Source organism: Paenibacillus sp. FSL H7-0331 (genome assembly GCF_001956045.1).
Map to the genome: position 1 here is coordinate 262,263 of NZ_MRTH01000002.1, position 24,830 is coordinate 287,092.

The window sequence follows — 24,830 nt, forward strand, 5'->3', positions numbered from 1 at the left end:
CATGCTTCAGGAAAAAATTATCGGGATTATCAGTGAAATCAAAAATGAGCCGGAGCTGCTTCAAAATCTGCAGGGAAGCTCGGATGTGCTGAATGATGGAGGACTGGATTCACTGCAGCTGATTAATTTCATATTGCGGGTAGAGGATGAATTCAATATTGAAATTGATTTTGATGAATTTGATATGGTCCATTTGAACTCGATTGACACGTTCTGCTATTTTATTGAATCCCAAAGCGCATGACAGGAGCAGAACGCATACCCCGTATTCAATGTGGAACCTTCGATGCCGAGACCTGCTGGCGGGATGAAAGATTAACCAGACTACCGTCCATCCCTGATCTACAGACACGTAACCTGGTGAACGCTATGGATGAGCTCTTGTTTGTATTTTGCCAGGATCAGGATGTGCTGTTGACCCGCTATGCGATGGATGAAGCGCACCGTCATTATTTGCAAGAAATCGGCTTCCATTTTACCTGCAATAAAGTGGATCTGGACATATCCGATCATGCAGCATCCAGTGAAATGAATATATTCGAACGCTTGATGGCGACATTGCCAAATCTTCTACTCAATCAACAACTGCCGAAGAATGCTAAATTGGAGCCCTTTGCGATTTTGAATGGCATGGATGTACTGGCTGAACAGCAGGGCTGGACGGTTCATGCACCCTCGCTTGAAATTGTGAAGCATGTGAATTCCAAAGCTTATTCAACAGAGCTGAAAGACAAGCTCGGTATTCAGAACGTAAGTCAATTTGTAAGGAGCCATGTTGAGCTGGATCGTATTGGCAAAAAACTGCTGGATGCAGGTGCGTTCCTGATTAAAGATACCTTTGGTGTATCCGGTAAAGGGAATCTGCTGATTTCTACAGAAAGCATGCTGAATCGGGTGAGTGCCTACATTTCCAAGCAGGAAAAGACCGATAAGGAAACCCTGTTTATTGTGGAGCCTCTGCTGAATAAGGAAGTAGACTTCTCGTGCCAATTTGAAATCCTGCCGGATGGTGGATTTCATTTGATTTCGGTGCAGCAGGTGATGAATGCCGATTTTGCCTATCAAGGCTCGGTAACAGCAGCGCCTCAATTGATGCGGCAGCTGGAGCGGGACGGTTATTGGGAGCTGATGCAGGCCGTTGCCGTCCAACTGTATAAGAGTGGTTACTTTGGACATGTTTGCGTCGATTCGATGGTTCTTCAGGATGGCAGCATAGTTCCTCTAGTCGAAATCAATGCGAGAAAATCGATGAGTCTTATCAAGCATCAGCTTGATAACTATCTGGGTGCGCATTCGCTTGAAGGTTATTTGACCTATGTATCGATGGTGGGTTCGAACCCGATTTCTTTTGGAGATGTGCTGCATGCAATGGAGTACGAGGGGCTATTGTACAAAGACGGACGCCGTCATGGCATCATTCCGTTAAGTGCGAATACTTTTAAAGTGAATCAACAACAAGATGGACGTTATAAGGCGCGCATGTATGTATCGATTGTGACGAGTGATTTGGCGGAAGGGGAGCAACTAGTCAGTAGGCTGCGTTCACTGCTGTCATCGCTAGCCATCATAGTATCCAGTTAGGGGATGAGGTTTTGAAGCAAACGCTCGTAACCATTCTTTGCTCCGGTTTTGGTCTCGGCTTTTATAACCCGGGATTAATCGTCAGCTATCAATTAAGGCAGAAGCAGATCGCAACGGAGGTATTGGTGTTTGAAAGCTTTGTACAGCAGGATAAGCAGGATAAAATACTGGACAGCAAAAAGGCCTACCATGATAACTTCGCATTAGCGTTGGTGGCAACAAAGATTCCGAAGGATATTCGCGACAGTATCGATTTTGAGCAGGTTGATCAACTATTGGAAGCATGGGCTAAGGAGGGGAGGCGTGATTTTATTGCATTATCCGGACATTGGGTCTACATTCTGGACCTGTACCGGGCCAAGCTGAAGGAGGGGAGTAAGGACGAGAGTAAGCACGTTTTGCAGGTCGATTTGCTCTATGTGGATTCCGATTTATCTCCATCGTGGAAAGGCTTGAAGAAGTTTAACCCGCTATATAATGAGCCCTACAACGACGTATGGCTCTACCAGGCATCGAGCGGCATCATCGCCTGCTTCATTCCTGTGGGAGAAGACGCTGTTATCCCCTTAAGTGACCGTCATCACCGTTATGTGATTCACGGAGGCGGCTGGGGAATGGGAACGTATCAGGGTAAGATTCCCGAGCTTCGGGAGCTTGGCTTCAAGCTCGATATTGTTGCTTACGAGCAGGAGGAGACGTTGGATCCGAGGTCGGGTGACCGTTATTTCATGAATGCCCCTTCGTGGACAGCTTGGCGTAAGGGCCCCAAAGGAGAGCACGATCTGCCGTTATTCGCCGAGATTAAGCCGATGGAAGAACCCAAGTATGCAAATCTGGAATCACATCATGGTCTCTATGACGTTATTCGTCAAGCCAAAGCAATCATTAGTAAGCCCGGGGCAGGGACTCTGATGGACTCTCTAGCTTCGGCAACTCCCGTTATAATGCTGGAACCGTTCGGTTCCCATGAAAAGCGCAATGCCGAGCTATGGGCGCTTAAAGGCTTCGGTATCTCGTACGAGGATTGGAAGCAAAGCGGCTTCTCCGAGGAGATTTTGCATGAGCTTCACCTTAACCTAATTCAGCAAAGGTCGATTACACCGAGCTATACGGAGGTGCTTATCGAAGCACACGACTTACACAAACAAGGGAGGATCGTTCATGTTGATTAAAACCGAAACGATACAGCAGCAGCCGGGTCTGGATCGCGGTATTCCCAAATGGGTGTTCCTCCAACTGCTCGAGTCCTGCAACCTGAGATGTAAAATGTGCTTTGAGTGGGGAGATAATGGCGCTTATAAAGAAAAACCGGAATTGAAGAAGCTGGATCTGGCAGTAGTCAAAAAAATTATTGAGGATTGCAGTCCGGCTAGACCCTATTATGAGCTATACGGCGGTGAGCCGTTAATTTACCCATGGATCGACGAAGTCTTGGAATCGATTAAGTACCATCATAGCAGCGTGCATTTTCCGACGAATGGCACCCTGCTGGAGCGTCACGCGGAAATGCTGGTTGAACATGCACCTGAACGGGTATGGGTCTCACTGGATGGTCCGGAGGAAATTAATGATGCACAGCGGGGAGAGGGCGTATTCCAGAAAGCGATGAAGGGTATCCGTAAGCTGTACGAGGTGCGTGAAAGCAAAGGCTCGATCTATCCAAAAATCGGGATCAGCACAGCGGTAACACCGATTAATCATCAGCACCTGGAACGTTTTTATTTCCAAAGCCTTGATATGTCAATGATTGACTGCATCAGTGTAGAGCTTCAGCAGTACGTCACGCAGGAGCGCTATGAGCATTACGCCACGGTGCTTAAAGAGCAGTTCGATGTCCCTTCAGCACCTATTGCCAGAGGTTTTATCAGCAGTCCTGCGCACTTCAGCAGTATTGATGCCAAGGATTTGGCCAGACAGCTCAAGCTGATCGAGAAGTTTTGCAAGGACAGCGGCCGTTATTTCAATGCTTACCCCAAGGTCATAAGCGAAGACAATATTCGCCATTATTTTAATGCCAAATGGGAGCAGGTTACCAATATGAAAAAACGCTGCGTATTTCCCTGGATCAGCACGGAAATCAATGCCAGAGGCGGCGTAACCTCCTGCCATAATTTTTATGATCTGACGCTCGGCAACGTTAATGAACAAGGTTTATTGGATATTTGGAATGGTCCCAAATATAAGGAATACCGCGAATATTTGAAAAAGCAGCTTTTTTCCATATGCCCGGGCTGCTGTCTGTATTACAACGAAAAACCGAGCCATTAATTCATTATCTGGAGGGATGGACGATGCAGCCAAAAACGAGAACGAAGATGGATCAAAAGTCTTTTGAAATTCTCAAACGCACGATCCGTAATATCGCAGTTCCAATCCGTGAGAAGGCTCATAATCCCAAATACAAAACAGTGCTGCCCGAGTTTGTGGCGATCAAGCTGACCAATCGTTGCAATTTACGCTGCAAGCATTGCTATCAATGGAACGAATCAGGCTATCATCACCATATGGATACCGCAGAGCAGAACCTGGATATCGATATCAAAATCATCAAGCAGCTGCTCGATGATACCAAGGCATTACAATCGAGACTGTATTTGTGGGGCGGTGAGCCCATGTTCCATCATCGATTTGCCGAAATCCTCGATCTGCTGAAAGAAGATGCACGAGAAACGACGATTTGTACCAACGGACTGTTGACCGAGAAATTTATCGATTCGATCAATGAGATATCCGAGAATTTGGAGCTGCTCATTGCATTGGAGGGCTTTGAAGCTGATCATGATTTGATCCGTGGCAAGGGCTCGTTCAAGAAAACGATGGAAACGATAGATTTGCTGCTGGAGATGCGGGAAAAGGGGTTATTCAATGGGCGAATTTCCGTTCATAGTGTTATTAATAACGCTAATATTTATTATTTGTATGATCTGATGGAAAGCTTTGAAGCCAAAGGGATTGACCTCGTGCTGCTTACTTTCCCGTGGTATATCTCGAATGAAACCTCAGTGAAAATGGACAATTATTTTAGCGATCACTTTGACTGGCTTCGTCCTCTGGATGAGCATCAGCGCAACAGCTGGCACGCCTTCAAGTATAAAATCGATACCAAGCATCTGGACCCCTTGATGGAGCAGTTGAACAAAATGAATGAACGTGTGTGGGAAACACGGCTGCGTTATCAGCCAGGATTGGAATTTGATGAAATCAAAGCCTTCGTCACTGGGGACGAGATGACAAGCCGCTGTGCAACAGACTGCCTGGCACTGGCTACGAGAATTGATGTAACCCCGAACGGCAACATCTCCGCCTGCAAGTTTTTCTCCGAGTTTTCCGTAGGCAATTTGCATGAACAAAGCTTGACGGAAATATGGAATTCGGAGGCCTACGACAAAATACGTGAAACGATCAATAGTGGGGGACTTACACCAGCTTGCTCCAAATGCAATGTATTGTATTTACATGGAGTCTCCTCGTTAAAGCATATTTAATTTATGTTGATAATAATTAATGAGATTAATTTAAAAATCTCTTCCTACGGGGAGTACTCACCAAGCTAAAGGAGACCTGATGATGATTATTGAAGTGAACGGGCTGTCCAAATCATTCAGCTATTACAATAAGGAATTGGGCTTGAAAAGCTCGTTCAGCAACCTGTTTCGGAGAGAAAAGCTGATCAAGGATGCCGTTTCCAATATTTCGTTCGGAATCGAAGAAGGCGAGGTTGTCGGTTTTCTCGGACCTAATGGAGCGGGCAAGACAACTACACTGAAAATGCTTTCTGGTATTTTGTATCCGGGCGGTGGTAATGCAACTGTACTTGGGTATACGCCTTGGGAGCGCAAAAATGATTTTAAACGGCAGTTTTCGATTGTTATGGGTCAGAAAAACCAGCTGTGGTGGGATTTGCCAGCCAACGAATCTCTTTATTTGAACAAATGCATTTATGAAGTGGATGACAAGCAATACAACGACACATTGGGCGAGCTTTCGGAGCTGCTCGATGTTCAGCATTTGTTAAAGGTGCAGGTACGCAGATTGTCACTCGGTGAACGCATGAAGATGGAACTGATAGCTGCTCTGATTCACAAACCAAAGGTGCTGTTTCTTGATGAACCGACGATAGGTCTCGATATTTTGTCGCAGCGCAAGATCAGGGAGTTTTTCAAATATTACAATCAGGACCAGAAAACAACCATTTTACTGACCAGCCATTACATGAATGATATTGAGGATTTGTGCAAACGAACGATTATTATTAACCACGGTAAAGTGATTTTTGATGGCAGCCTGAACGAAGTGAACAATATTCTCGGGCACAAAAAAATTATGAAGCTGGTGCTGTCCCATCCCGTTGATGCCCAAACGCTTCAGCAGGTCGGTAATGTGAAGGAGGTCAAGGACCTGCTCGTCACAATCGAGTTCGAAAAGCACGATATTAAGCGATTGTCACGCTGGGTGCTCGATCATCTGCCTGTTGTCGATTTTACTATTGAGGACATTCCGATTGAAGACGGTATTGCGATCCTGTATCAAAGAGGCGGTGAACAGCATGCTCATGCCGAGCAAATATCTTAAGAGCTTTTCGCTCGGTGTTCAAAAGGTTCTGGAATACCGCACAAACTTTTTCCTGAGCCTGTTCAGTTGCATATTCCCGATTATTATTCAATTTTTCTTTTGGAAAGCGGTGTTCGCAAGCTCTAATCAATCGATGGTGTTCGGTTATTCCTACAATCAGTTGATTGCTTACTCTATTCTTGCGATATTGATGACCAAGCTGATCGGGACTGGCTTTCAGTTCGAAATTGCGCGGGATATCAAGGATGGCGGCTTGAACAAATATTTGATTAAGCCCATTGGCTATTTTGCTTATCGGATCTGCTGCTTTCTGGGCGAGAAATCGATTGAAATGCTGGCGATCTTATCGATTTCGATGGTGGTGGTATGGGTATTGAATTTGTGGCTCGGGTTCCCGGTCCACAGTCAGCAGGTACTGCTGTTCTTCTGCGTGGTACCCTTTTCGCTGCTGCTGAATTTTTTTATTTATTACAGTCTGAGTGCGATAGCGTTCTGGTTTATCGAATCCAACGGAGCGTTCAAAACCTTCGGGTTGCTGGCTACGATTGCGAGCGGAGGACTATTTCCGCTTGATGTGTACAGTCCGGGCATGCAAAAGATATTGCTGATGCTGCCATTCAATTATGTGGTGTATTTTCCGATTCAACTGCTGAGCGGCAAGCTTTCCATGGAGCAGATCGGTCAAGGGTTGGTCATGCAGATCATGTGGATCACTGTATTTGCACTGTTATCGAGTATTCTGTGGAACACTGGAATGAAAAAGTATGTTGCCGTAGGAGGGTAGACCTGACTCATGAAAATGTTGAAAAAATACGGGTACATCTACCTGATTTTCGTAAAAAATTGCTTTATTGCACAGATGGAATATCGGATCAATTTCCTGTTCGCCAATACGATCGAGATTGCTTATTTGTGTATCAAGCTGATTTATGTGCTGGTTGCGTTCCGGGTAGGCGTCGTCATTAATGGGTACACCCCGGACGCGCTGCTGATGTATGTAGGCTCATTTACGATGATGACCGGGTTCTACTGCTTATTCTTTTATTCCAATTTTATGATGCTGAGCAACCATATTCGCGACGGTACGCTGGATATGCTGATCACCAAGCCGGTCTCGCTGCAATTCATTGCTACGCTGCGAAGAATCGATTTCGGGTACTCGTTTACAAATGTGGTGGCCGGCATAGCGATGATCGTGATCGGCTGGAGCCGAATGGGGATTCCGGTAACGCCTGTTAAGGTGTTCGGGTTTATCGCTTTTATATTCGTGGGTGTGGTGCTCAAATACGCGATTTTCCTGATTCCCTCACTGATTTCGTTCTGGACGGTCAATACCAACGCGGTTAATCAGATGTCGACGGCCATTTGGGATATGAATCATGTACCGATGAACATCTACGGACGTTCGATCCAACAGGCGGGGATGTTCCTGTTTCCGGTGTTTATCATCACCAACTTTTCACCCTTGTATGCCATGGATAAGCTGGATATCTCCTATATGGTTTGGTTTATCGCGGCTCCGATTGTGTTTTTGTTCATTTCCCGTAAGCTCTGGAACGTGGCCATTCGTAGTTATACCAGTGCAAGCGGTTAATGTCCGATTTATCTGATAGAAGAAGCGGGGTGGACCCATAATGACCAAAATCGTATTATTCGCAGGTGGCCTGGGTACCCGATTGGGGGAAGAAACCGTGCTTAAGCCCAAGCCGATGGTAGAGATCGGGGGTTTGCCGATTTTATGCCACATCATGCAGGGGTATGCAGCTTATGGATTCAAGGAATTTATCGTCGCACTAGGCTACAAGGCTGAGGTGATCAAGCAGTATTTTTTGAATTATGTGTATTTGCAAAATGATTTTTCGATCCATATGTCCAGCTCTGCCGTTGAGGTCAGCAAGCGACCGGAAAGAGATTGGATTGTTCACCTCGTGGATACTGGACTTCACAGCATGACGGGTGGACGCTTGTATCGGTTAAGGGATCAGTTGAACAAGGAGACCTTTATGGTGACGTACGGTGATGGCGTGAGTGATGTGGATATGACGCGTCTGATGGATTTCCACCGTTCGCATGGCAGACTGGCAACCTTGACACTGGTACGGCCGCGAGCGCGATTTGGTACCGTTGATCTGCAGGGAGATCAGGTCGTGCGCTTTAAGGAAAAGCTGGATACAGAGAGCTGGATTAATGGCGGTTTTTTTGTATTTGAGCCGGGTGTGCTTGATTATTTGAGCAGCGATGAAGAAGTGCTGGAGAGCGATGTGTTGACTCGCTTGGCTGAAGATGGGCAATTGATGGCTTATCGGCATACCGGCTTCTGGGAGTGCATGGACACGATGAGAGATAAACAGCATTTGGAAAGCTTGTGGGCTTCCGGTAATGTGCCTTGGAAAACCAGTCGTATAGCTGGAGATCAGAATGCTGAAAAGGAGCGGTGCCTTTGATGACCGGAAACGATATTATGCTTGAGGATCTGGCTTATATATTTGGGCAAACAGAGAAAGCGGGCCGATTTGCAGGGAAAACGATTGTGATCACCGGCTGCGGTGGATTTATCGGCTTTTATTTAACGCAGTACTTCGTCTACTTGAAACAACAGGGAATCCAATATCGATCACTTATCCTGCTGGATACGTTCCGTTCGGGCAGACCATCATGGCTGGAGGAGCTTTCTCGTAATGAAGCCGATATCGAGGTATACAGCTTTGATATTGCCGTTGATAAGCTGGACTCGATACCTGCAGCACATCGGGCGGACTATGTCATTCATATGGCGTCTATCGCATCTCCTACCTATTATCGCCAGTTTCCGATTGAAACGATTCATGCGAATGTGCTGGGATTGAACAATCTGTTGGAATTTTACCGGCATCGGCCACTGGACGGATTGTTATTTTTCTCCAGCAGTGAGGTGTATGGTGATCCTGTGCAGGAAAGCATTCCAACCGCGGAAACCTATCTGGGCAACGTGAGTTCACTCGGTCCGCGTGCCTGCTACGACGAGTCGAAGCGTATGGGTGAAACGTTGTGTTATGTGTATCATCAGACGTACCAGATGCCAATACGGATCGTCAGACCGTTCAATAACTTCGGACCGGGTATGGCGGTTGGGGATAAAAGAGTACCTGCGGATTTCGCCCAGGCAGTGCTGTCACATGAGGATTTGGTGATCCATTCAGATGGGACGCCTACCCGTACCTTTTGTTATATTGCTGATGCGATTGCCGGTTACATTAAGGTATTGACCTACGAACAATTCGACTGCTTCAATATCGGGATGGATCGACCGGAAATTACGGTGCTGCAGCTGGCAAGCATTTTTCGCGAACAGGCGTTGGAGCTGTGGGGCTACTCAGGTGCAATCCGCTATCAGCCATCGGAGGAAAAGGATTATTTAACCGGCAATCCGTCACGCAGATGTCCCGATATATCCAAGGCGAGACAACTGCTTGGCTTTCAGCCTGGAATCGATGTCGAGCAGGGAGTAAGACGGTATTTGTCCTTTCTGGCCCAAGAAAGAGAAGAGGTTCATTCATGATTGCGGTTATGGGCTTGGGATTTGTTGGACTTACGACGGGGTTGGGGCTGGCTCATCGTTCAGGTCAGCAAGTATTTGCTTATGATGCGGATGAGCGTAAGCGGGAGTTGTACAAGGGCAAGCGGATTTCTTTTCATGAGCCGCACCTTCAGGAACAGCTGGAGCGCTACGGCGGAGACCGATTTATCGTATGCGATACGCTGGCAGAGGCTGTAGCTCAAGCCGATACCATTTTTATATGTGTAGGAACGCCCAGTTCATTGAGTGGCGAAACCGATTTGGGTGATCTGCAGCGTGCTGTCAGTGCATATCTGGATGCCTTGGAGCAGCTATCGCAGCCCAAGCCTTACCCTGTTATCGTGATCAAATCGACTGTTCCAGCGTCCACGACAACGGATGTTGTCCAATTGCTTTTGGAAAATCGGGGCTACCGGATCGGGGTAAATATAGGTTTGGCTCATAACCCGGAATTTCTGCGTGAGGGCTCGGCATGGAATGATTTTGTGCAACCTGATCGTATTATCATTGGAGAGGTTGATCCTATAGGAGCACAGCGGGTACGTGAGCTTTATGCGAATTTTGGAGTTCCCATCCATTGTGTATCCGCGCATACCGCCGAATTTGTCAAATATGCCTCTAATTCACTGCTGGCTACCATGATCAGCTTTGCTAACGAATTGTCGATGATCGCAGCCCGGGTTGGCCATATAGATATCACACAGGTGTTTCACCTGCTCCATGAAGACAAGAGATGGCAGGGACATCCCGCAAAAATGACAGACTACGTATTTCCTGGCTGCGGTTTTGGCGGTTATTGTTTGCCCAAGGACACGTTATCCTTATATGCACATGCAGGCCATTACGGACATGAGGCTGTGATGCTGAAAGCGGTGCTGCAGGTCAATGAGGATATTAAAAGGCATATTGTCGAGCAAATTGCTGCGTCCGTCCAGCCTGAGGGTACGATTGGCATCCTTGGATTGTCGTTCAAACCGGAAAGCGATGATGTCCGAGGTGCGGTATCCAGAGATATTATTAGACTGCTGCTGGACCGCGGCTATAGTCGGATTGTAGCTTATGATCCAATGGCCATGGAAAATTTCCACAACGCCTACGAATTACCCATTATGTATGCGGACTCTGTAGAGGAGGTTGTGAATCGCAGCGAGGTACTTACTATTGTTACGGCATGGAGGGATTTTAAAGATAAGCAAAACCTGTATCAAGGCAAAAAGATCATCGATGGGCGGCATTATTTATAAGAGAGGTGTTTAACCATAACCATACCAAGGACAACTCACGATACAGAGCTTCTGGATATATTGGAGCGGGTGCTTAAGCAGGGGCGTGAAGTACTGGAATCGATTGGACCTGATGATGATTTGATCGAATACAATCTGAACTCGATCCTTGTCGTTGAATTGGTGGTCGAGCTGGAAATTGCATTTGGCATCGAAATTGATGATGATGATTTGTTAACTGAGAATGTATCCACGCTTCGCCGAATTCAGGAACTGGTCGGCAAATATCAACAAATCAAATGAATCGGCGGGTGACGCATATGGAATTTTGCTGGATGCTGCCGGAAGGTAATTTGGAGACGATTCTACAGCAGACACAGTTTGCGGAAGCAGGCGGATTTCAATCGGTGCTACTGATTAACGCCAACTCTTATATGGACCCCTGGATTATGGCTACGGTGTTAACGCAGGAAACAGAGCAAATCCGTATTCTCGTTGCGCAGAACACGAGCTATTGCCTGCCAACGACGACTGCCAAAGCTTTTAACACATTAAGCTTGATTTCAGCTGGACGCATTGATTTGAATGTTGTAACAGGCAGCTCGCAGGTCGAGCTTGGAAAGATGACCCGGGCCGGTGACCACGCCTCACGTTATAAGCGAACCAAAGAATTCATCGATCTTTACCTCCGTTTGCAGCAGGGCGGGATTACTCACTATCATGGAGACTGCTTCGATGTGCAAAATGCGGAGCTATTTCCTAAACGGGACGTACCGACTGGCAGGCTGTTCATGGCTGGCAGCTCGCAGGAAGCGATGGCTATTGCGGCTGAATTTGCTGATGGTTATCTGGTATTTGGGCATGAGCTCAACGAGATTGAGCAGCATTTTACAAGCTTTCGTGAATGGTTACCTGAGCTTCGTACGAATCTGAATCCAAATCCCCATTGTGGAATCATGATCGATATTATTGCGCGGGAAACGACGGAAGAAGCGTGGGAGGCTGCCTATCATTTTCTGGAGAGTGCCAGCCCGTTTGAAAAAAGGATGAACCGTCTGTTTCGCAACAACAGTGACTCGGTCGGTATTTCCAAATATCATAATTATTATTCGCAATCCAAACATGCACAAGCAGAAGGGAGTCCTTCGTCCACGCTATGGCCAGGTTTGTCACAGCTGAATACTTCGAATGGCTTTTCCATTGTCGGATCTTACGAGGAGGTACGGCACACCATTAGCCGATTTCATACGATTGGCGTGAATTATTTTATACTATCAGGCTTGATCAGCACGCAGGAGCTGGAGCGGATCAGTACGCATGTTGTCCTTCCCATCCAATCCAAGCATCTAACAGTCGGCAATGTCATTAAGTGAGCGTAAAGGGTGGAAGGAGTCGTTAAGCCAGCATGTCAATGTGCATTGTGAATGATTTTACAATTCAGTCCGGACATCACTGCTTGTTTTCGGGATTGCGTCACTTGTTGATCAGAGAACGTCCCGAATTGGACATGGAGGTAGCGGAGGCAGACATTTATTTTCAAAGCGACGGCATGAATCTCGAATACAATGGGAATTTGAGCACGATGTGGCTTGCATCTCAGGAGACGATCCTCCGCCAGTTTGCCACTTGCTACGGGCTGTGTGCCCAATTTACGTTTGAGGTCGGGGTTGCGGTGCTGGACATCTTTCGTGAGATTTTACAGGAAAATCGGGTAATCCTGATTTTTATGCGCAGTCCTTATTTGGATTATCATGCTGTTTTTCGTGATGGTGTTGAGCGTAATCATATTTTACTTTTATTTGGAATCGACGAAGTCAATCAAGTCGCACAGGTGGCGGATACCTCCTTTCTGGATGGTTCCGGACAAACGTTATCCTACACAGGTCCGTTATCGCTGTCGCAGCTGCTTGCTGGAGTATGGGGATACACCTGGTTTGAGGTCGATCCTTTTCAAAAACCTGCCTTGGATGCCGATGAACGGTATCACAGGGCAATCGCGAGCATCAAGCGCTTTAATCACAGACATCATTTGCCTGAAGGACGTTATCAAGGGCTGGAGGCCTATAGAGCCTATGTGGCTGATTGGTCACGACTGATTGACATGAAGCCTATGGAGTTTACGGACACTTGCAAAAACATGTATTACTGCCTGCGAATCGGTGGCATCATGCATCAATTGGATTACTTCGAACAATTTATCGGGAAGCATAGGGACCGAGTCGGAGATTTGGAAGGGATGCTGATACAGCTTCATAACAACCGCAATGAATGGAAAAAAAGTTTATACCAGCTGTACAAAATCGGATTGTCCATACAGCCGCATAAGCTGCAGCGGCTCCAGGAACGATATATGTCGCTGCTTCAGACACATGAAAAATGGCTGGAGGACTTTATGGACAGAGCTGTCCAATGAAAGGAGATCGCGATGATAACAGATAACCGTGTGGTTAACCTCCCACTGGAGGTTCCTATTATCGATGTGCATTCGTTTCACGCATTTTCTCAAGCCATCATTCTGACACGCAAGGACAAATCGCTGCCGTGGATAGTTACCAATTATATCCATATATTCGGCGTTCCGCATTTTGATAAGGGCAATTTCATTCACCTTGCTACTTCCTCTCATTTTCACAGCCTGCCGTACACTTATGTCTCCAAATTACACACCGATCAGTTGCGGTCATGGTTCACTGACAGTATCGAATTGTTCGTGGAATGTCTGAACAAGCAGCAGTATTTGGCGATCGCGCTGGATGAATTTTATATTCCTGGCATGCATGCTTATCTTAAATACCATCTTGTCCATCATGTATTGGTACATGGGTATGATTGGGAGCAAAGACTGTTCCGAATTGCCGGATTTTTTGGCGATCCACCTGTCTTTACCACAAACCGGACACTCAGCTTTGAGCTCTTTCAAGAAGCGCTTGCCCATGCGGGTCCGGTAACTCAGCGTGCCAGCCAAACACTGGAAATTATCCAGTTTCCGTATCAGGCTCTGAACACGCCCATATTCGAATTTGACATCAAATTAATTATAAGATCGTTGGAAGAGCACCTGTTATCCAAGCCGGTAACGGAAAGGAATCCCAAGCGAATCGATTTCTGGTTCGGCTTAAGAGCCTATGATTTACTGATCCAGTTTCTGGAGTTGGAACGCGATAGCGACAAACCGATCATCCACATGAAAGCTTTGCAAACATTGGTGAATCATAAAAAACTGATGATAGAGAGAATGAAATATTTATTTGCCAACTATTATATGACCGATGACAGGTTCATCACAATGGCGGAGCAGGTATTAAGAAAAACGATGATCGTTCACCAGCTTTGTGTCAAGCAGCGCATTGTGCAGGACCCACGCAATATCGCCAGAGCGATTCATGGGATTGAAGAGCTTAAAGCCTACGAGAAGGATTTTCTGGAACAGCTGCTCGACCATCTGGAGAACGCGAACTGATATGAGGACTACCACCAACCAAATCGACGCGAAAGTGATACTTGATGCCGGCAGCAGGTTCACTGAGGCGAATACCCGGTTTATACCATTGGAAAGCTTTGAGAGCAGCGTATACGTTTGGGCTGATCGAGGAAAACGGTATGTACTCAAAATCATAGACCGGCAGCACCGGACAGAAGCTGAAATTCTGGGGGAAATCGATTTTGTTCACTTTGCGGCGGACCATGGCGTATCCGTGGCAAGGGCGATTGTTTCGTTAAACGGCAGCTATGTAGAGTCAATCGGTGATCATTCAAAGGATGGTTATTGGGCATACGCAATGGAATGGGTTGAAGGGCAGCCCGCTAATCCGGAGGTATGGGGACCGGAGTTGTTCCAGCAGTGGGGTCAACTGCTAGGTAAGCTGCATCAGGTTACCTCACAGTATAAACCGTCTAGACCGGAGTGGAAACGGCATCGATGGGATGAGGATGAATTATATCATGCTGCGTTGTTGAAGGTTGCTGCTGATCCGTTGCTTGGCAAAGCCTTGAACCCCTGCCTGTTAAGCCTTAAGCAGCTTCCTGAGCACCCGGACCAGTTTGGATTGATCCATAATGATCTGCATCATCGCAACTTTCATGTTCATAAGGGTAGGATGATCGTTTTTGACTTTGATGGGATGGTCTATCATCATTATGCCAGTGATATCGCTGTCGCCATGTATTACGCTATCGATGGTGATCGCTCTACAGCAGATAAAGCGTCGTTTGCCAAACTGTTTATGCATCATGTATTAGAGGGCTATTCTCACCATCAAACCGTAAGCAAGGCACTGGTACAAAGCGCACCGGATTGGATGCTGCTGCGCCATCTGCTATTGTATACTACGTTTCTGCGCAAGTGGGAGGGAATGAATCGCAATACGATGCAAAGATGGACATTAAATCGGTATCGAACAGATCTCAGCATGGGTAAACTGTTTGGTGGTATTGAGCTTGATTATACTAACTGGATATAAATGTAAAATAGTATTGAGCATATAATTGCTATAGGAAAAGAGAGGGATCATAGAATGAGCCAAACGATTGTAAACAAGGACTCGGTTATGGATTTCGTCTGCAGCAAGGTGCAGGAGGTGTTGCAAACGGATGAAGCTCTGACTTTGGATAAGGATCTGGCCAGTCTCGGGATGGATTCATTTAATTCCATGAACCTTGTCATTGAATTTGAAACGAGATTTGAGATTGTTTTTGATGATGAAGAGCTATTATTCGAAAATTTTGCCACTGTGCGGAATATGGTTGATCGGATCTGCGCCAAACTAGACGTGGATTCTTTGGAGCCATGAAGCAGCAATGGGTGGATTGCTATATCGATAAGCTGCTGGCTTTATATCCGCAGGTGCATGCTTATGCAGCGATGATTGATCGATGGGCTTTTGTGCCTGAATGGTCGGAAGTAGATGTGGATTTTGACTTGACGCGTGTATTGGCGACGGAGCGGCAGCTGTTTGAGCTGTATGGGATTCGACGGCAGTACAATAGCGGTTGGATCGACGACGTGCTGCGGAGCGGCCTTCAGGTACTTCTTCCCTGTGATTTATTTTATTTGCCACATGCCAAGGTTTTTTACGGTCAAGAGCATGCCGGACATTACATATGGGTGCAGCAGCTGCTGCCCAATGGTGAGTACCGAATTTACGATGATCATCCCGCCTTCCAGGGTGCGATGGCTGGCAAAGCTTTGCGACAGGCGCATGAAGTGATGAAACTGCCTTATCAAGCTCTTGAGCCGAGGTGCAGCGAGATTTCGGAGGAGCAGGCACTGATGTATACGGGCCGGATGCTGCAGTCGGATACTTTTCACCTCGGTTCCTTCGCCAACCAACTGATCGCTTCGGATTTGCCTCCGATCCGCAAGTGCGAAATTCTCAAAGGAACCCGACATATGCAGCATCGGTTAAGTGGTTTGATCCGCATATTTGATGTGACCCCACTTCCACCCGGCCCTAACGATGAGATGGTTGCTATCCGTCAGGCAGTGTCAAGTTATATGGATGGCTGGCGAGCAACAGTCAATCTCGCATTGAAAGGTTTGCTGCTTCCCGTAGACAAGGTCTGGGGTCGACTGGAGGAGCGGCTCGTTAAGCATGCCGAGGGAGATCAAGTCTTAGCGGATGCAGTGATTCAATTTAAGGGAAAGCTTACCTCTGTCTATCAACAAGGAGGGGGATTGCGATGATATTCTCTTATTTACATATGGCTTGGGGTATTGTGCTGATGAAATATCATGATCCCGATCAGCTTCAGCTGTTCATCAACACAACACATGACATGCCTGTATGGACCTGTAAAAACACAGGGTTTGCAGGAGAGACTATCATAAGTATAGACATACCGGTTTGTATAGAGGATACGTTCATGGAGTGGAAAGAAAAGCTGCGTGAACTTCTAGCTCCCTATGAAGCAGCAAGTGGTGTATCTATTACTTTCGCACGGAACACCGAAGCTTTCTCGGTTTCAGAATTGGAGGTTCCCTGGAAGAGTGAGCTTGAGATCATCATGGACATCGATAGGCAGCAGAACTGGCATTTGCATAGCGAAATATCAGCTGATCGTTTTAAGGGGCATTTGATAAAGGTTTATGAAGCCCTGCTTCGTGATGAAGAGACACCCATTAAGGATATAGAAATGGTTGGGCCCGAAGAGCGTTTACAGCTGCTCTATGCTTTTAATCAAACTCGAACTGATTATGAGAAGGATCAAACGATTCACAGTCGTTTTGGGATGCAGGCGGCTGCTTATCCTGAACAGATTGCGGTGGTATGCAACAAAGAGAGCATCAGCTATGCGGAGCTGGATCGGAAATCGACACAATTGGCAATTAAGCTCCGAAGTAGGGGGGCAGGACGGGGCAGCATTGTGGCCATTACAGCAGATCGTACGTTGGAGATGATCATTGGGCTGCTGGCGATATTGAAATCGGGTGCAGCGTATTTGCCTATTGACGTTCGGTCACCAGAAGCACTTACCCGTATGATATTGGCAGATAGTGGAGCCTGCATCGCTGTGACGCAATCCTTGTCCAATTCTATCGGTGTCGAGCTGCTTAATCCTTACGATCCGTTGTCTTATGAAATTGAAAATAGTAATGAACCCAACCTTTTAGCGAAAGGCTTCGCCACTGATCTGGCTTATGTAATCTACACCTCAGGAACGACAGGCACCCCCAAAGGAGTCATGGTAGGGCATCAGGGAGTCGTTAACTTCTGCTGCTGGTTAGGTACGAAATACCACATCGCGAGTAATACTCGAACGCTTCAGTCCGCCAACCTGACCTTTGACGCTTCGGTGGAATCGATATTCGGACCTTTACTTAACGGTGGAACCGTGATTCTTATAAGAAGCGAATTGCTGCTCCATAAGGCAGCTTTTCGCAATTTTATCGATAAGCACCAGGTGCACATCTTACCGCTCGTGCCTACCTTGCTGCCACTGATTGCAGACGATGATCAACTGGAAAGCGTTCGAGTCGTCATTACAGGTGGAGATATTTTGGAACGGGAGCTTAAGGACCGCATCATTCAAAGGGGTTATAAGCTATACAATCATTACGGGCCGACAGAGGCAACAGTGGACGCTCTGGCCTCGGATGTTGAGGAAGATAGAGTGACTTTGGGCAGGCCGATTGCCAATACGAGGATCTATGTGTTGAATCGGGGGCTGCAGCTTTGCCCGGTTGGCGTATGGGGAGAAATTTGCATAACAGGAGACGGATTGGCTGTAGGGTACCTGAACCGCGAGAAGCTGACTCAAGAGAGGTTCATCGTGAATCCGTATGAATCCGGTCAACTTCTGTACCGAACAGGAGACATGGGAAGATGGCTGGAGGATGGAAGAGTCGATTATGGCGGCAGAATCGATGATCAGCTTAAAATCAACGGTATTCTGGTGCACCCCGAAACCATTCGCAAGCACCTGATGACGCATTCCTCTATTCATGATGCCTGTGTGCTGGGTATAGGTAATAGTGGCAGTAACAGAAAATTATTCGCCTACTATACGACAACGGAGCCTGTCACCACCACACAGCTCAGAGAACATTTAATGCAGTACATTTTCCCAGGCATTCTTCCCAGCAAATTCATAGAGATTGCTCAATTCCCTGTAAATCTGAGTGGCAAGATCAACAAGCAGGCATTAGTTGAAATGATAGGAAAGTGATAGTTTGTACGTTTGGAGGATAGCCTTGTGGTTATCCTTTATTTAGGTTTGTCCATTCATCGTATTTATTTGAACAGCTTATTAAATTGATATATTGTGCTTAAAATTAATATGGACTATAATTAATTTAATCTTTAAGCTAACTACTCAAATAATTGACTACCATGACCGCTTACAGAATAGGTTGAAGTATGACTAATTTTATAAAACGAGGTGTTTATCCATGAATCAAAAGATCAAATGGGGGATTCTTGGTCCAGGCCGTATCGCAAATGCATTTGCCAAAGATTTGGCGCATCTTCCCGAAGCGCAGATTGTCGCTGTGGGTTCACGTTCCGAGGAACGAGCAGCTGAGTTCGCGGCGAAGCACAGCATCCCGAATGCTTATGGCAGCTATGAAGCACTTATTCAGGATCCGAATGTGGACATCATCTATGTGGCAACTCCGCACTCTGAGCACAGAGAGAACGTGTTAGCTTGCCTATTGGGTGGTAAAGCCGTAATTTGCGAGAAGTCGTTCACAGTGAATGCTGCCGAATTGGAGGAGCTGATCCAAGTTGCCCGCGAGAAGCAGGTATTCCTTATGGAGGCTATGTGGACGCGGTTTTTACCGACGATTCATAAAGTGAGGGAATGGCTGGCGAGCGGAGCAATCGGGGACGTACGTATGGTTGATGTAAGATTCGGTAATCGTGCTGAATGGATACCGGAAAGTAGACTGTTTAACCCGAAGCTCGCTGGAGGGACTTTATTGGATGTCGGCATTTATTGTGTATCTTTTATCTCGATGATATATGGCACGCAGCCTTCTACCATTCAAAGTCTGGCTCATATCGGGACAACTGGCGTGGATGAAGAATTTTCAGCTTTATTTGGCTATGAGGGAAGACAAACGGCCAATCTGATGGCGGCACTTCGTATAAAAACAAAGCACGAAACCATTATTTCCGGAACGGAAGGCGAAATTCGAGTGCCGTCATTCTGGAATGCCAAAACAGCGGAATTGTCCGTGTACGGAAAACAGGTAGAGCGCTTTGAGGATTGCGCTGCACCGATAGGTTACATGTATGAAGCAGCCGAAGCGATGCGTTGTCTTCGAGAAGGAAAAATTGAAAGCGACATTATGCCGCTGGATGAATCGTTAGGCATTATGAGAACAATGGATGCGCTTCGCGGTGGATGGGGAATGAAATATCCGTCTGAATAAATGATTGGAGTCGTTATCGGTTATTATGGAGAAGCCCCTGGTGTAATTGCTAAGGGCTCTTTTCATGCCAATCTCCATTCGTAGAATTATCGAACTTATCGAAGTTTTGTCACCTACTGCTTCAAAAAGAAAACCCTTACAATAATAAAGAATCGGTAATGGCGATATCAATAAGCTGGGGGTATTCGATTTGAAAAAAGGGTTGTTAGTCTTTTCAGTGTTTCTCATGTCCATGACCGCATTAGTTGGATGTGCGAAAGATTCAGGTAATTCCGCTACGGGTACATCGGACACCGCAAAGAAACCGGATGCGGCCAAGCCGCCCGAAGGCTCCACGAGTGGAGCTCCCAAAAAAGTAGTGCTTTACGGTGACATTAAAGAATTTCCGTCTTTTGTCCCCATGCTTGAAAAGCTGAAAGCAGATTTCAAAGGCAAATACGATATTCAAACGATTCCGGTGGATTGGGGTAACCTGGAAAAAGTCGTGAAGACAGGTATCGCTTCCGGACAGCCGGCAGATATTTATGCGTATTGGCCCAACAATTTGAAGACGATGATTGACTCCAAGATGGTAACCGATTTAACACCGTATTTGGATGCGAACGGGGGCGAATGGAGAAAGCAATTTACCTCCATGCTGGACACTGGCAAGTATGGTTCGCAAACTTATGGTGTTCCGATCAGTGGTGTATTCCCACTCATCTACGCCAACCAGGATCTTCTAGATAAAGCTGGAGTTAAAATTCCGGACAACTGGAACTGGGAGCAATTCCTGGATACCTTGAAGCAAATCAAGGAGAAGACCGGCGTATATCCGTTCGGTGCAGCTAACGATCAAGCCATCATTTTACCGCGGGAAGGTTTACAAAGCATTGGGGAAGCACAGAACAAGCTGGATGAATTATCAAAGCTGCAAATTCCAATCGCAGACCCTATGTTTACCAAGATGCTTGAAAACCTGAAAAAATTAAATGATAACGATTACTGGTACCCGGGTAAGGGCGCTTTGACGATTAAGCGTGACGAGGAGCAATCCGCTTTCTACCAAGGTAAAGTAGCTATGATTGGCGAAGCCTCCTCACTTGCGGCAACGGTAACAACGAATTCGAAATTTAAAGTCGTTGCTTTACCGGTTCCGACCATGGGCAACAAGCTGGCTTACACAGGCAGTGCGGACGGATTTATGATTCCGGCGAACGCAGCCAACAAAGAAGCAGCAGTCGAAATTATCAAAAAACTGACCAGCCAGGAATATATGCAAATTCATGCGGATGCTGGCTTCCTGGTTTCCAACGTGAATGTTAAGTATACGAATCCGATAGTTACTCAGATTGGTGCTTTGTATAAGCATGCGATTACCAATCCGCCGGGATTCACCTATGTGGACAGCAAGATCGATGAATATTTCAGGAACCAGCTTTTACCTAAACTTTTCCTGAAGGGCTCCGATTTCAAAGAAATTATTAGCGATCTGGAAGCCTTACGTCAGGAAGCACTTAAAAAGAAGTGACAACATAGCTAAGTTTAGATAATGGAGAGAAACATGGATGAACAACCGTAAAGGTAATTTACTCGGCAGTACAGTCCTTGGATTTGTATTTTTGGCTCCTGTCTTGTTCCTGATCCTGTTTGTTTCCTATGTTCCTTTCATATGGAACTTGATTTTGTCTTTCCAGGAGTGGGATGGGTTTCTAACGAGAAACTGGATTGGATTCGATAATTACATTCATATTTTTGCTGACCGTACTGCTCTTATTAGCTTTTATAATACAACGTTCCTGGGCATTTTTATCACCTTGTTTTCTGTCGTTATCGGCATTATGCTGGCAGCCCTGATCTACCCGTTGGGGAATAAAGAGGGAGCGTTTTACCGATTTGCTCTGTTCACTCCCTCGATGGTTCCGACAACGATTATTGCGATTTTGTTTACTTTTATTTATAGTCCTGAAGGTGTATTGAATCAAGCACTGGAAGCGATTGGCTTGGAGCATTTGACGCGGGTATGGTTGGGTGAACCGGAAACCGTCCTGCCAAGTATTGTACTTGTAGATGTGTATAAGAATATGGGCATTACGATGATGCTCTGTTTCACGGCCATGCAGCTTATACCGAAGTCCATATTTGAAGCAAGCAGGATGGATGGTATCGGGTACATGCGTCAATTCATACTCATTGTGCTGCCATTACTTAAGCCGATTATCCAATTGTGCGTGGTGCTGTCCTTGATCACAGCCTTCCGAACTTACGACTCGGTGAGAATTTTAACGAACGGCGGTCCGGGGACAATGTCGAAGACAGTATCCTTGTATATGGTCGATACCGCATTCAATTACAATGAATTCGGTTATGCAGCATCGATGGGAGCCTTGTTTACAGGAATATTGCTGTTGACTGTACTTATAGCGAGACGGTTACTAGGGGGAGAGACGTATGAATATTAATAGAGAAACCACAGCCATCGTCTGGATACCCAGAGTTACCGTTCTACTATTAACACTGCTTACGTTATTCCCGCTGCTCTTTGTATTGATGACATCTTTTAAATCCACACAGCAGTTTTTACAGAACATATGGGCACTGCCGGAACGTATCGAGTGGTTTAATTATTCGAAGGCACTCATTGACGGCGGAATCGGGCGCTATTTATTAAACAGTACCTATGTCGTATCGATTTCTATTATCGGCATCGTGTTATTTGCTTCATTGGCAGGATATGCTTTGGCGAGATTACGTATTCCCAAGGCGGAGCTCCTGATGCTGTTCATTCTCATTCCAACGATGTTTCCATCCGAATCGATCATTATGCCGTTCTATATCATGATGAGTAAGCTTAGGCTGTTAAATGAAGCTTATACGCTTATTTTTCCGTTTATTGGATGGGGAGTGCCCACGGCAACGTTTATATTGCGTAATTTCTTTCAATCCATTCCGAACGAGCTTCTGGAAGCAGCCAAGGTTGACGGGGCGAACGATATGCTGGTTTTTGTAAAAGTGATCGTACCCATCATGATTCCGACACTATTGACGGTGGCCATTTTGAATTTTGGGTTATGGGGAGAGCTGCTCTGGACAACCGTTTCCATGTCAGCTTCGGTATTTCGAACCATACCACTTGGCATTATTGCTTTTCAAACGCAGATGGGCACAGATTGGGGACCGCTTTCCGCGGCCATATGTATTGTCATGGTTCCGCTCGTTGTCATATTTTTATGTTCACAAAAGTATTTTGTAAGAGGATTAACGAGCGGTGCAGTAAAAGGGTGATACCAATTGGAGAATATAAACCATGTCTATCCAAACCAAATTTTTTGTATATTTGTTTGTGCTTGTTATCCTTCCGTTAATGGCAGCGTCCTTCTTAATCCTCGCGATTTCGTCCGATATTATCGGTTCCAAGTCGAGAGAGGCCGTCTTTCAATCCTTTAAGCAAACCGAGTTTCGCTTGAATCAAATCGTCTCCAATACAGAATATTTATCTGATAAGTTGTTGGGCAATGAAGATGTCCAGCAGCTATCGAACTTGAACGAGCAATCTTATCCGTATGAATTCGTAGTGCGTACGAATGGACTCAATTATTTTTTGCAGCAGGAAATTAGAGTGCAGCCTTACCTGCACTCTTTTCTCCTTATAAACAATACGAAGCCGATTTACCGGTTCGGTTACTATGAGAATGAGGTTAACCAGGAGCTGCTCCAGCAAGCGATCCATCAAAAAGGAGTTCCGGTATGGACCGGCACTTATAAGCTGCATTCCTATCAAAATCCGAGTGAAAATGAATATGTCGTCTCTTTGTTTAGAGCCGTTAATGATCTTAATTCATTTGTTGTTATTTCTGTTGAAATATTAACCATCCCCGAACAAGCGCTGGAGCAGGCTTACACTGAGAATGATGCTTGGCAAAATGACGGAATGGTTATTATCGATAGCCATGGGCAAATCGTCTCTTCCAAGAACAAAGGTGAGATCGGAAACCATATCGGACAGCTGCACTATGTTCAGCAGGTTATGTCTGGCATTGAGGGGAATTTTCGCTCCGCGATCAATGGGGAAAAGGTTTCTGTATTTTATTATAAGCTGCCAAATCCAGGTTGGCATGTGATCAAAGTGGTTCCAGACTCGCAAATTAATGAACCGCAGAAGTTTCTCGGGATATTGATTGTTGTCGCATTGTCGATCTGTTTGCTATTTGGGATTATTTTCTCTGTTATCCAAAACAACCGCATTATTCGTCCCATAAAGCTGCTGAAGCGCGAAATGGATAAGGTTAAGCGCGGCAATCTGGAAATTAAGCTCGATGTTCAACAAAAGGATGAAATCGGGCAGCTGGTGTTTCATTTTAGAGCCATGGGCTTGGAGCTTAAAGATCTGATCAATAAGGTGTATCACAGTCAATTAAAGGAAAAGGAAGCCCGGCTGCAAATGCTGAGTATGCAAATTAATCCCCATTTTTTGTATAACACGCTTGAATCCATTCGTTGGGTGGCTATCAGGCATCAGGTGGATTCGGTTGCCGATCAGTTGGAGGTGCTCTCCAACATGTTCAGATATTCGTTAACCCAGGAGCATCAAATCACCACGATTGAGCAAGAGGTAGAGCATGTGCGCAATTATATGATCATTCTCAATTTCCGGTTCAATCACATTTATGAGTTCGAGGTACAAGTGGAGGAGCATTTGCTTCAGTACGAGTGCCCGCATTTTATTTTACAGCCATTGGTTGAGAACTCAATCAAGCATGGCTTTGCGGATAGGATTGAGCAAGGCTTCATCCATATTTCGATTGTACAGGAGGCGGCTTTTACCCGAATTTGTGTAGAGGATAATGGAATCGGGGCAGATGAGAACCGTATCCGCAGGCTGCTTGACGGTGAGGAGTCACATTCAGGTTATGCGCTTAAAAATATACACAATCGTCTTCAGTTGAAGTATGGACCTGAATTTGGGATTCTTTTTAGCAGTGAGCTTGGCACAGGGACGAAGGTAGTAATTGTACTTCCGGCAATTTTAAGACACGAAGACGTATAG

At 46.0% G+C, this 24,830-nt stretch carries 24 protein-coding genes; all 24 read left to right on the forward strand.

Features of this window, described 5'->3' with window-relative positions; genetic code table 11:
- The first annotated feature begins 1 nt into the window (after window position 1).
- The 24 genes from BK127_RS03915 to BK127_RS04030 all read left to right on the forward strand — a co-directional run bounded on the left by BK127_RS03915 (window position 2) and on the right by BK127_RS04030 (window position 24,830).
- Window positions 2–244, forward strand: coding sequence for an acyl carrier protein (locus tag BK127_RS03915; RefSeq protein ID WP_076228687.1), 243 nt, complete (start codon window positions 2–4; stop codon window positions 242–244).
- Window positions 241–1,581, forward strand: coding sequence for a hypothetical protein (locus tag BK127_RS03920; RefSeq protein WP_076228688.1), 1,341 nt, complete (start codon window positions 241–243; stop codon window positions 1,579–1,581). Before BK127_RS03915 ends, BK127_RS03920 begins: the two co-directional genes overlap by 4 nt.
- Window positions 1,582–1,592: 11 nt before the next feature.
- Entirely contained in the window at window positions 1,593–2,753 is a 1,161-nt protein-coding gene (locus BK127_RS03925; protein ID WP_076228689.1) for a glycosyltransferase, read from the forward strand.
- Window positions 2,743–3,849, forward strand: a complete 1,107-nt coding sequence (locus BK127_RS03930) for a radical SAM protein (RefSeq protein WP_076228690.1) — start codon at window positions 2,743–2,745, stop codon at window positions 3,847–3,849. The genes BK127_RS03925 and BK127_RS03930 overlap by 11 nt, the downstream gene beginning before the upstream one ends.
- A 23-nt stretch (window positions 3,850–3,872) precedes the next feature.
- Window positions 3,873–5,066: a radical SAM/SPASM domain-containing protein gene (locus BK127_RS03935; RefSeq protein WP_076228691.1), complete on the forward strand. Its 1,194-nt coding sequence runs from the start codon at window positions 3,873–3,875 to the stop codon at window positions 5,064–5,066.
- A gap of 79 nt (window positions 5,067–5,145) precedes the next feature.
- On the forward strand, window positions 5,146–6,153 hold the full coding sequence (locus BK127_RS03940; RefSeq protein WP_076228692.1) for an ABC transporter ATP-binding protein: 1,008 nt from the start codon (window positions 5,146–5,148) through the stop codon (window positions 6,151–6,153).
- Complete coding sequence (locus tag BK127_RS03945) at window positions 6,134–6,937, forward strand: ABC transporter permease (RefSeq protein ID WP_179097375.1); 804 nt, start codon at window positions 6,134–6,136, stop codon at window positions 6,935–6,937. The genes BK127_RS03940 and BK127_RS03945 overlap by 20 nt, the downstream gene beginning before the upstream one ends.
- Before the next feature lie 9 nt (window positions 6,938–6,946).
- Window positions 6,947–7,747, forward strand: a complete 801-nt coding sequence (locus tag BK127_RS03950) for an ABC transporter permease (RefSeq protein WP_076228694.1) — start codon at window positions 6,947–6,949, stop codon at window positions 7,745–7,747.
- A gap of 40 nt (window positions 7,748–7,787) precedes the next feature.
- Window positions 7,788–8,597, forward strand: coding sequence for a glucose-1-phosphate cytidylyltransferase (rfbF, locus tag BK127_RS03955; RefSeq protein WP_076228695.1), 810 nt, complete (start codon window positions 7,788–7,790; stop codon window positions 8,595–8,597).
- Window positions 8,597–9,691, forward strand: coding sequence for an NAD-dependent epimerase/dehydratase family protein (locus BK127_RS03960; RefSeq protein ID WP_076228696.1), 1,095 nt, complete (start codon window positions 8,597–8,599; stop codon window positions 9,689–9,691). Before rfbF ends, BK127_RS03960 begins: the two co-directional genes overlap by 1 nt.
- The gene (locus BK127_RS03965; protein ID WP_076228697.1) at window positions 9,688–10,953 is read left to right on the forward strand and encodes a UDP-glucose dehydrogenase family protein; all 1,266 of its coding nucleotides are present in this window, start codon (window positions 9,688–9,690) and stop codon (window positions 10,951–10,953) included. Before BK127_RS03960 ends, BK127_RS03965 begins: the two co-directional genes overlap by 4 nt.
- Window positions 10,954–11,010: 57 nt before the next feature.
- Window positions 11,011–11,235 carry a phosphopantetheine-binding protein gene (locus tag BK127_RS03970; RefSeq protein ID WP_256711173.1) on the forward strand — a complete coding sequence of 75 codons (225 nt, stop codon included), beginning with the start codon at window positions 11,011–11,013 and terminating at the stop codon, window positions 11,233–11,235.
- Window positions 11,232–12,305, forward strand: coding sequence for an LLM class flavin-dependent oxidoreductase (locus BK127_RS03975; RefSeq protein ID WP_076228699.1), 1,074 nt, complete (start codon window positions 11,232–11,234; stop codon window positions 12,303–12,305). Before BK127_RS03970 ends, BK127_RS03975 begins: the two co-directional genes overlap by 4 nt.
- Window positions 12,306–12,352: 47 nt before the next feature.
- The gene (locus BK127_RS03980) at window positions 12,353–13,345 is read left to right on the forward strand and encodes a hypothetical protein (protein ID WP_179097377.1); all 993 of its coding nucleotides are present in this window, start codon (window positions 12,353–12,355) and stop codon (window positions 13,343–13,345) included.
- A 12-nt stretch (window positions 13,346–13,357) separates the two neighbouring features.
- Window positions 13,358–14,392 (forward strand): hypothetical protein, encoded by a 1,035-nt coding sequence (locus BK127_RS03985; protein ID WP_076228701.1) that lies wholly within the window; start codon window positions 13,358–13,360, stop codon window positions 14,390–14,392.
- A gap of 1 nt (window position 14,393) precedes the next feature.
- A complete protein-coding gene (locus tag BK127_RS03990; protein WP_076228702.1) occupies window positions 14,394–15,392 on the forward strand; it encodes a phosphotransferase enzyme family protein in 999 nt (332 codons plus the stop codon).
- Between the two features lie 54 nt (window positions 15,393–15,446).
- Window positions 15,447–15,722: an acyl carrier protein gene (locus tag BK127_RS03995; protein ID WP_083689040.1), complete on the forward strand. Its 276-nt coding sequence runs from the start codon at window positions 15,447–15,449 to the stop codon at window positions 15,720–15,722.
- Window positions 15,719–16,615, forward strand: a complete 897-nt coding sequence (locus tag BK127_RS04000) for a hypothetical protein (RefSeq protein WP_076228703.1) — start codon at window positions 15,719–15,721, stop codon at window positions 16,613–16,615. Before BK127_RS03995 ends, BK127_RS04000 begins: the two co-directional genes overlap by 4 nt.
- Complete coding sequence (locus BK127_RS04005; protein ID WP_076228704.1) at window positions 16,612–18,597, forward strand: non-ribosomal peptide synthetase; 1,986 nt, start codon at window positions 16,612–16,614, stop codon at window positions 18,595–18,597. Before BK127_RS04000 ends, BK127_RS04005 begins: the two co-directional genes overlap by 4 nt.
- Before the next feature lie 223 nt (window positions 18,598–18,820).
- Entirely contained in the window at window positions 18,821–19,804 is a 984-nt protein-coding gene (locus BK127_RS04010) for a Gfo/Idh/MocA family protein (protein WP_076228705.1), read from the forward strand.
- A 190-nt stretch (window positions 19,805–19,994) separates the two neighbouring features.
- Complete coding sequence (locus BK127_RS04015) at window positions 19,995–21,314, forward strand: ABC transporter substrate-binding protein (RefSeq protein WP_076228706.1); 1,320 nt, start codon at window positions 19,995–19,997, stop codon at window positions 21,312–21,314.
- A 37-nt stretch (window positions 21,315–21,351) separates the two neighbouring features.
- Window positions 21,352–22,245 carry a carbohydrate ABC transporter permease gene (locus tag BK127_RS04020; RefSeq protein WP_076228707.1) on the forward strand — a complete coding sequence of 298 codons (894 nt, stop codon included), beginning with the start codon at window positions 21,352–21,354 and terminating at the stop codon, window positions 22,243–22,245.
- Window positions 22,235–23,068 (forward strand): carbohydrate ABC transporter permease, encoded by an 834-nt coding sequence (locus BK127_RS04025; protein WP_076228708.1) that lies wholly within the window; start codon window positions 22,235–22,237, stop codon window positions 23,066–23,068. The genes BK127_RS04020 and BK127_RS04025 overlap by 11 nt, the downstream gene beginning before the upstream one ends.
- Before the next feature lie 22 nt (window positions 23,069–23,090).
- The gene (locus BK127_RS04030; protein WP_076228709.1) at window positions 23,091–24,830 is read left to right on the forward strand and encodes a sensor histidine kinase; all 1,740 of its coding nucleotides are present in this window, start codon (window positions 23,091–23,093) and stop codon (window positions 24,828–24,830) included.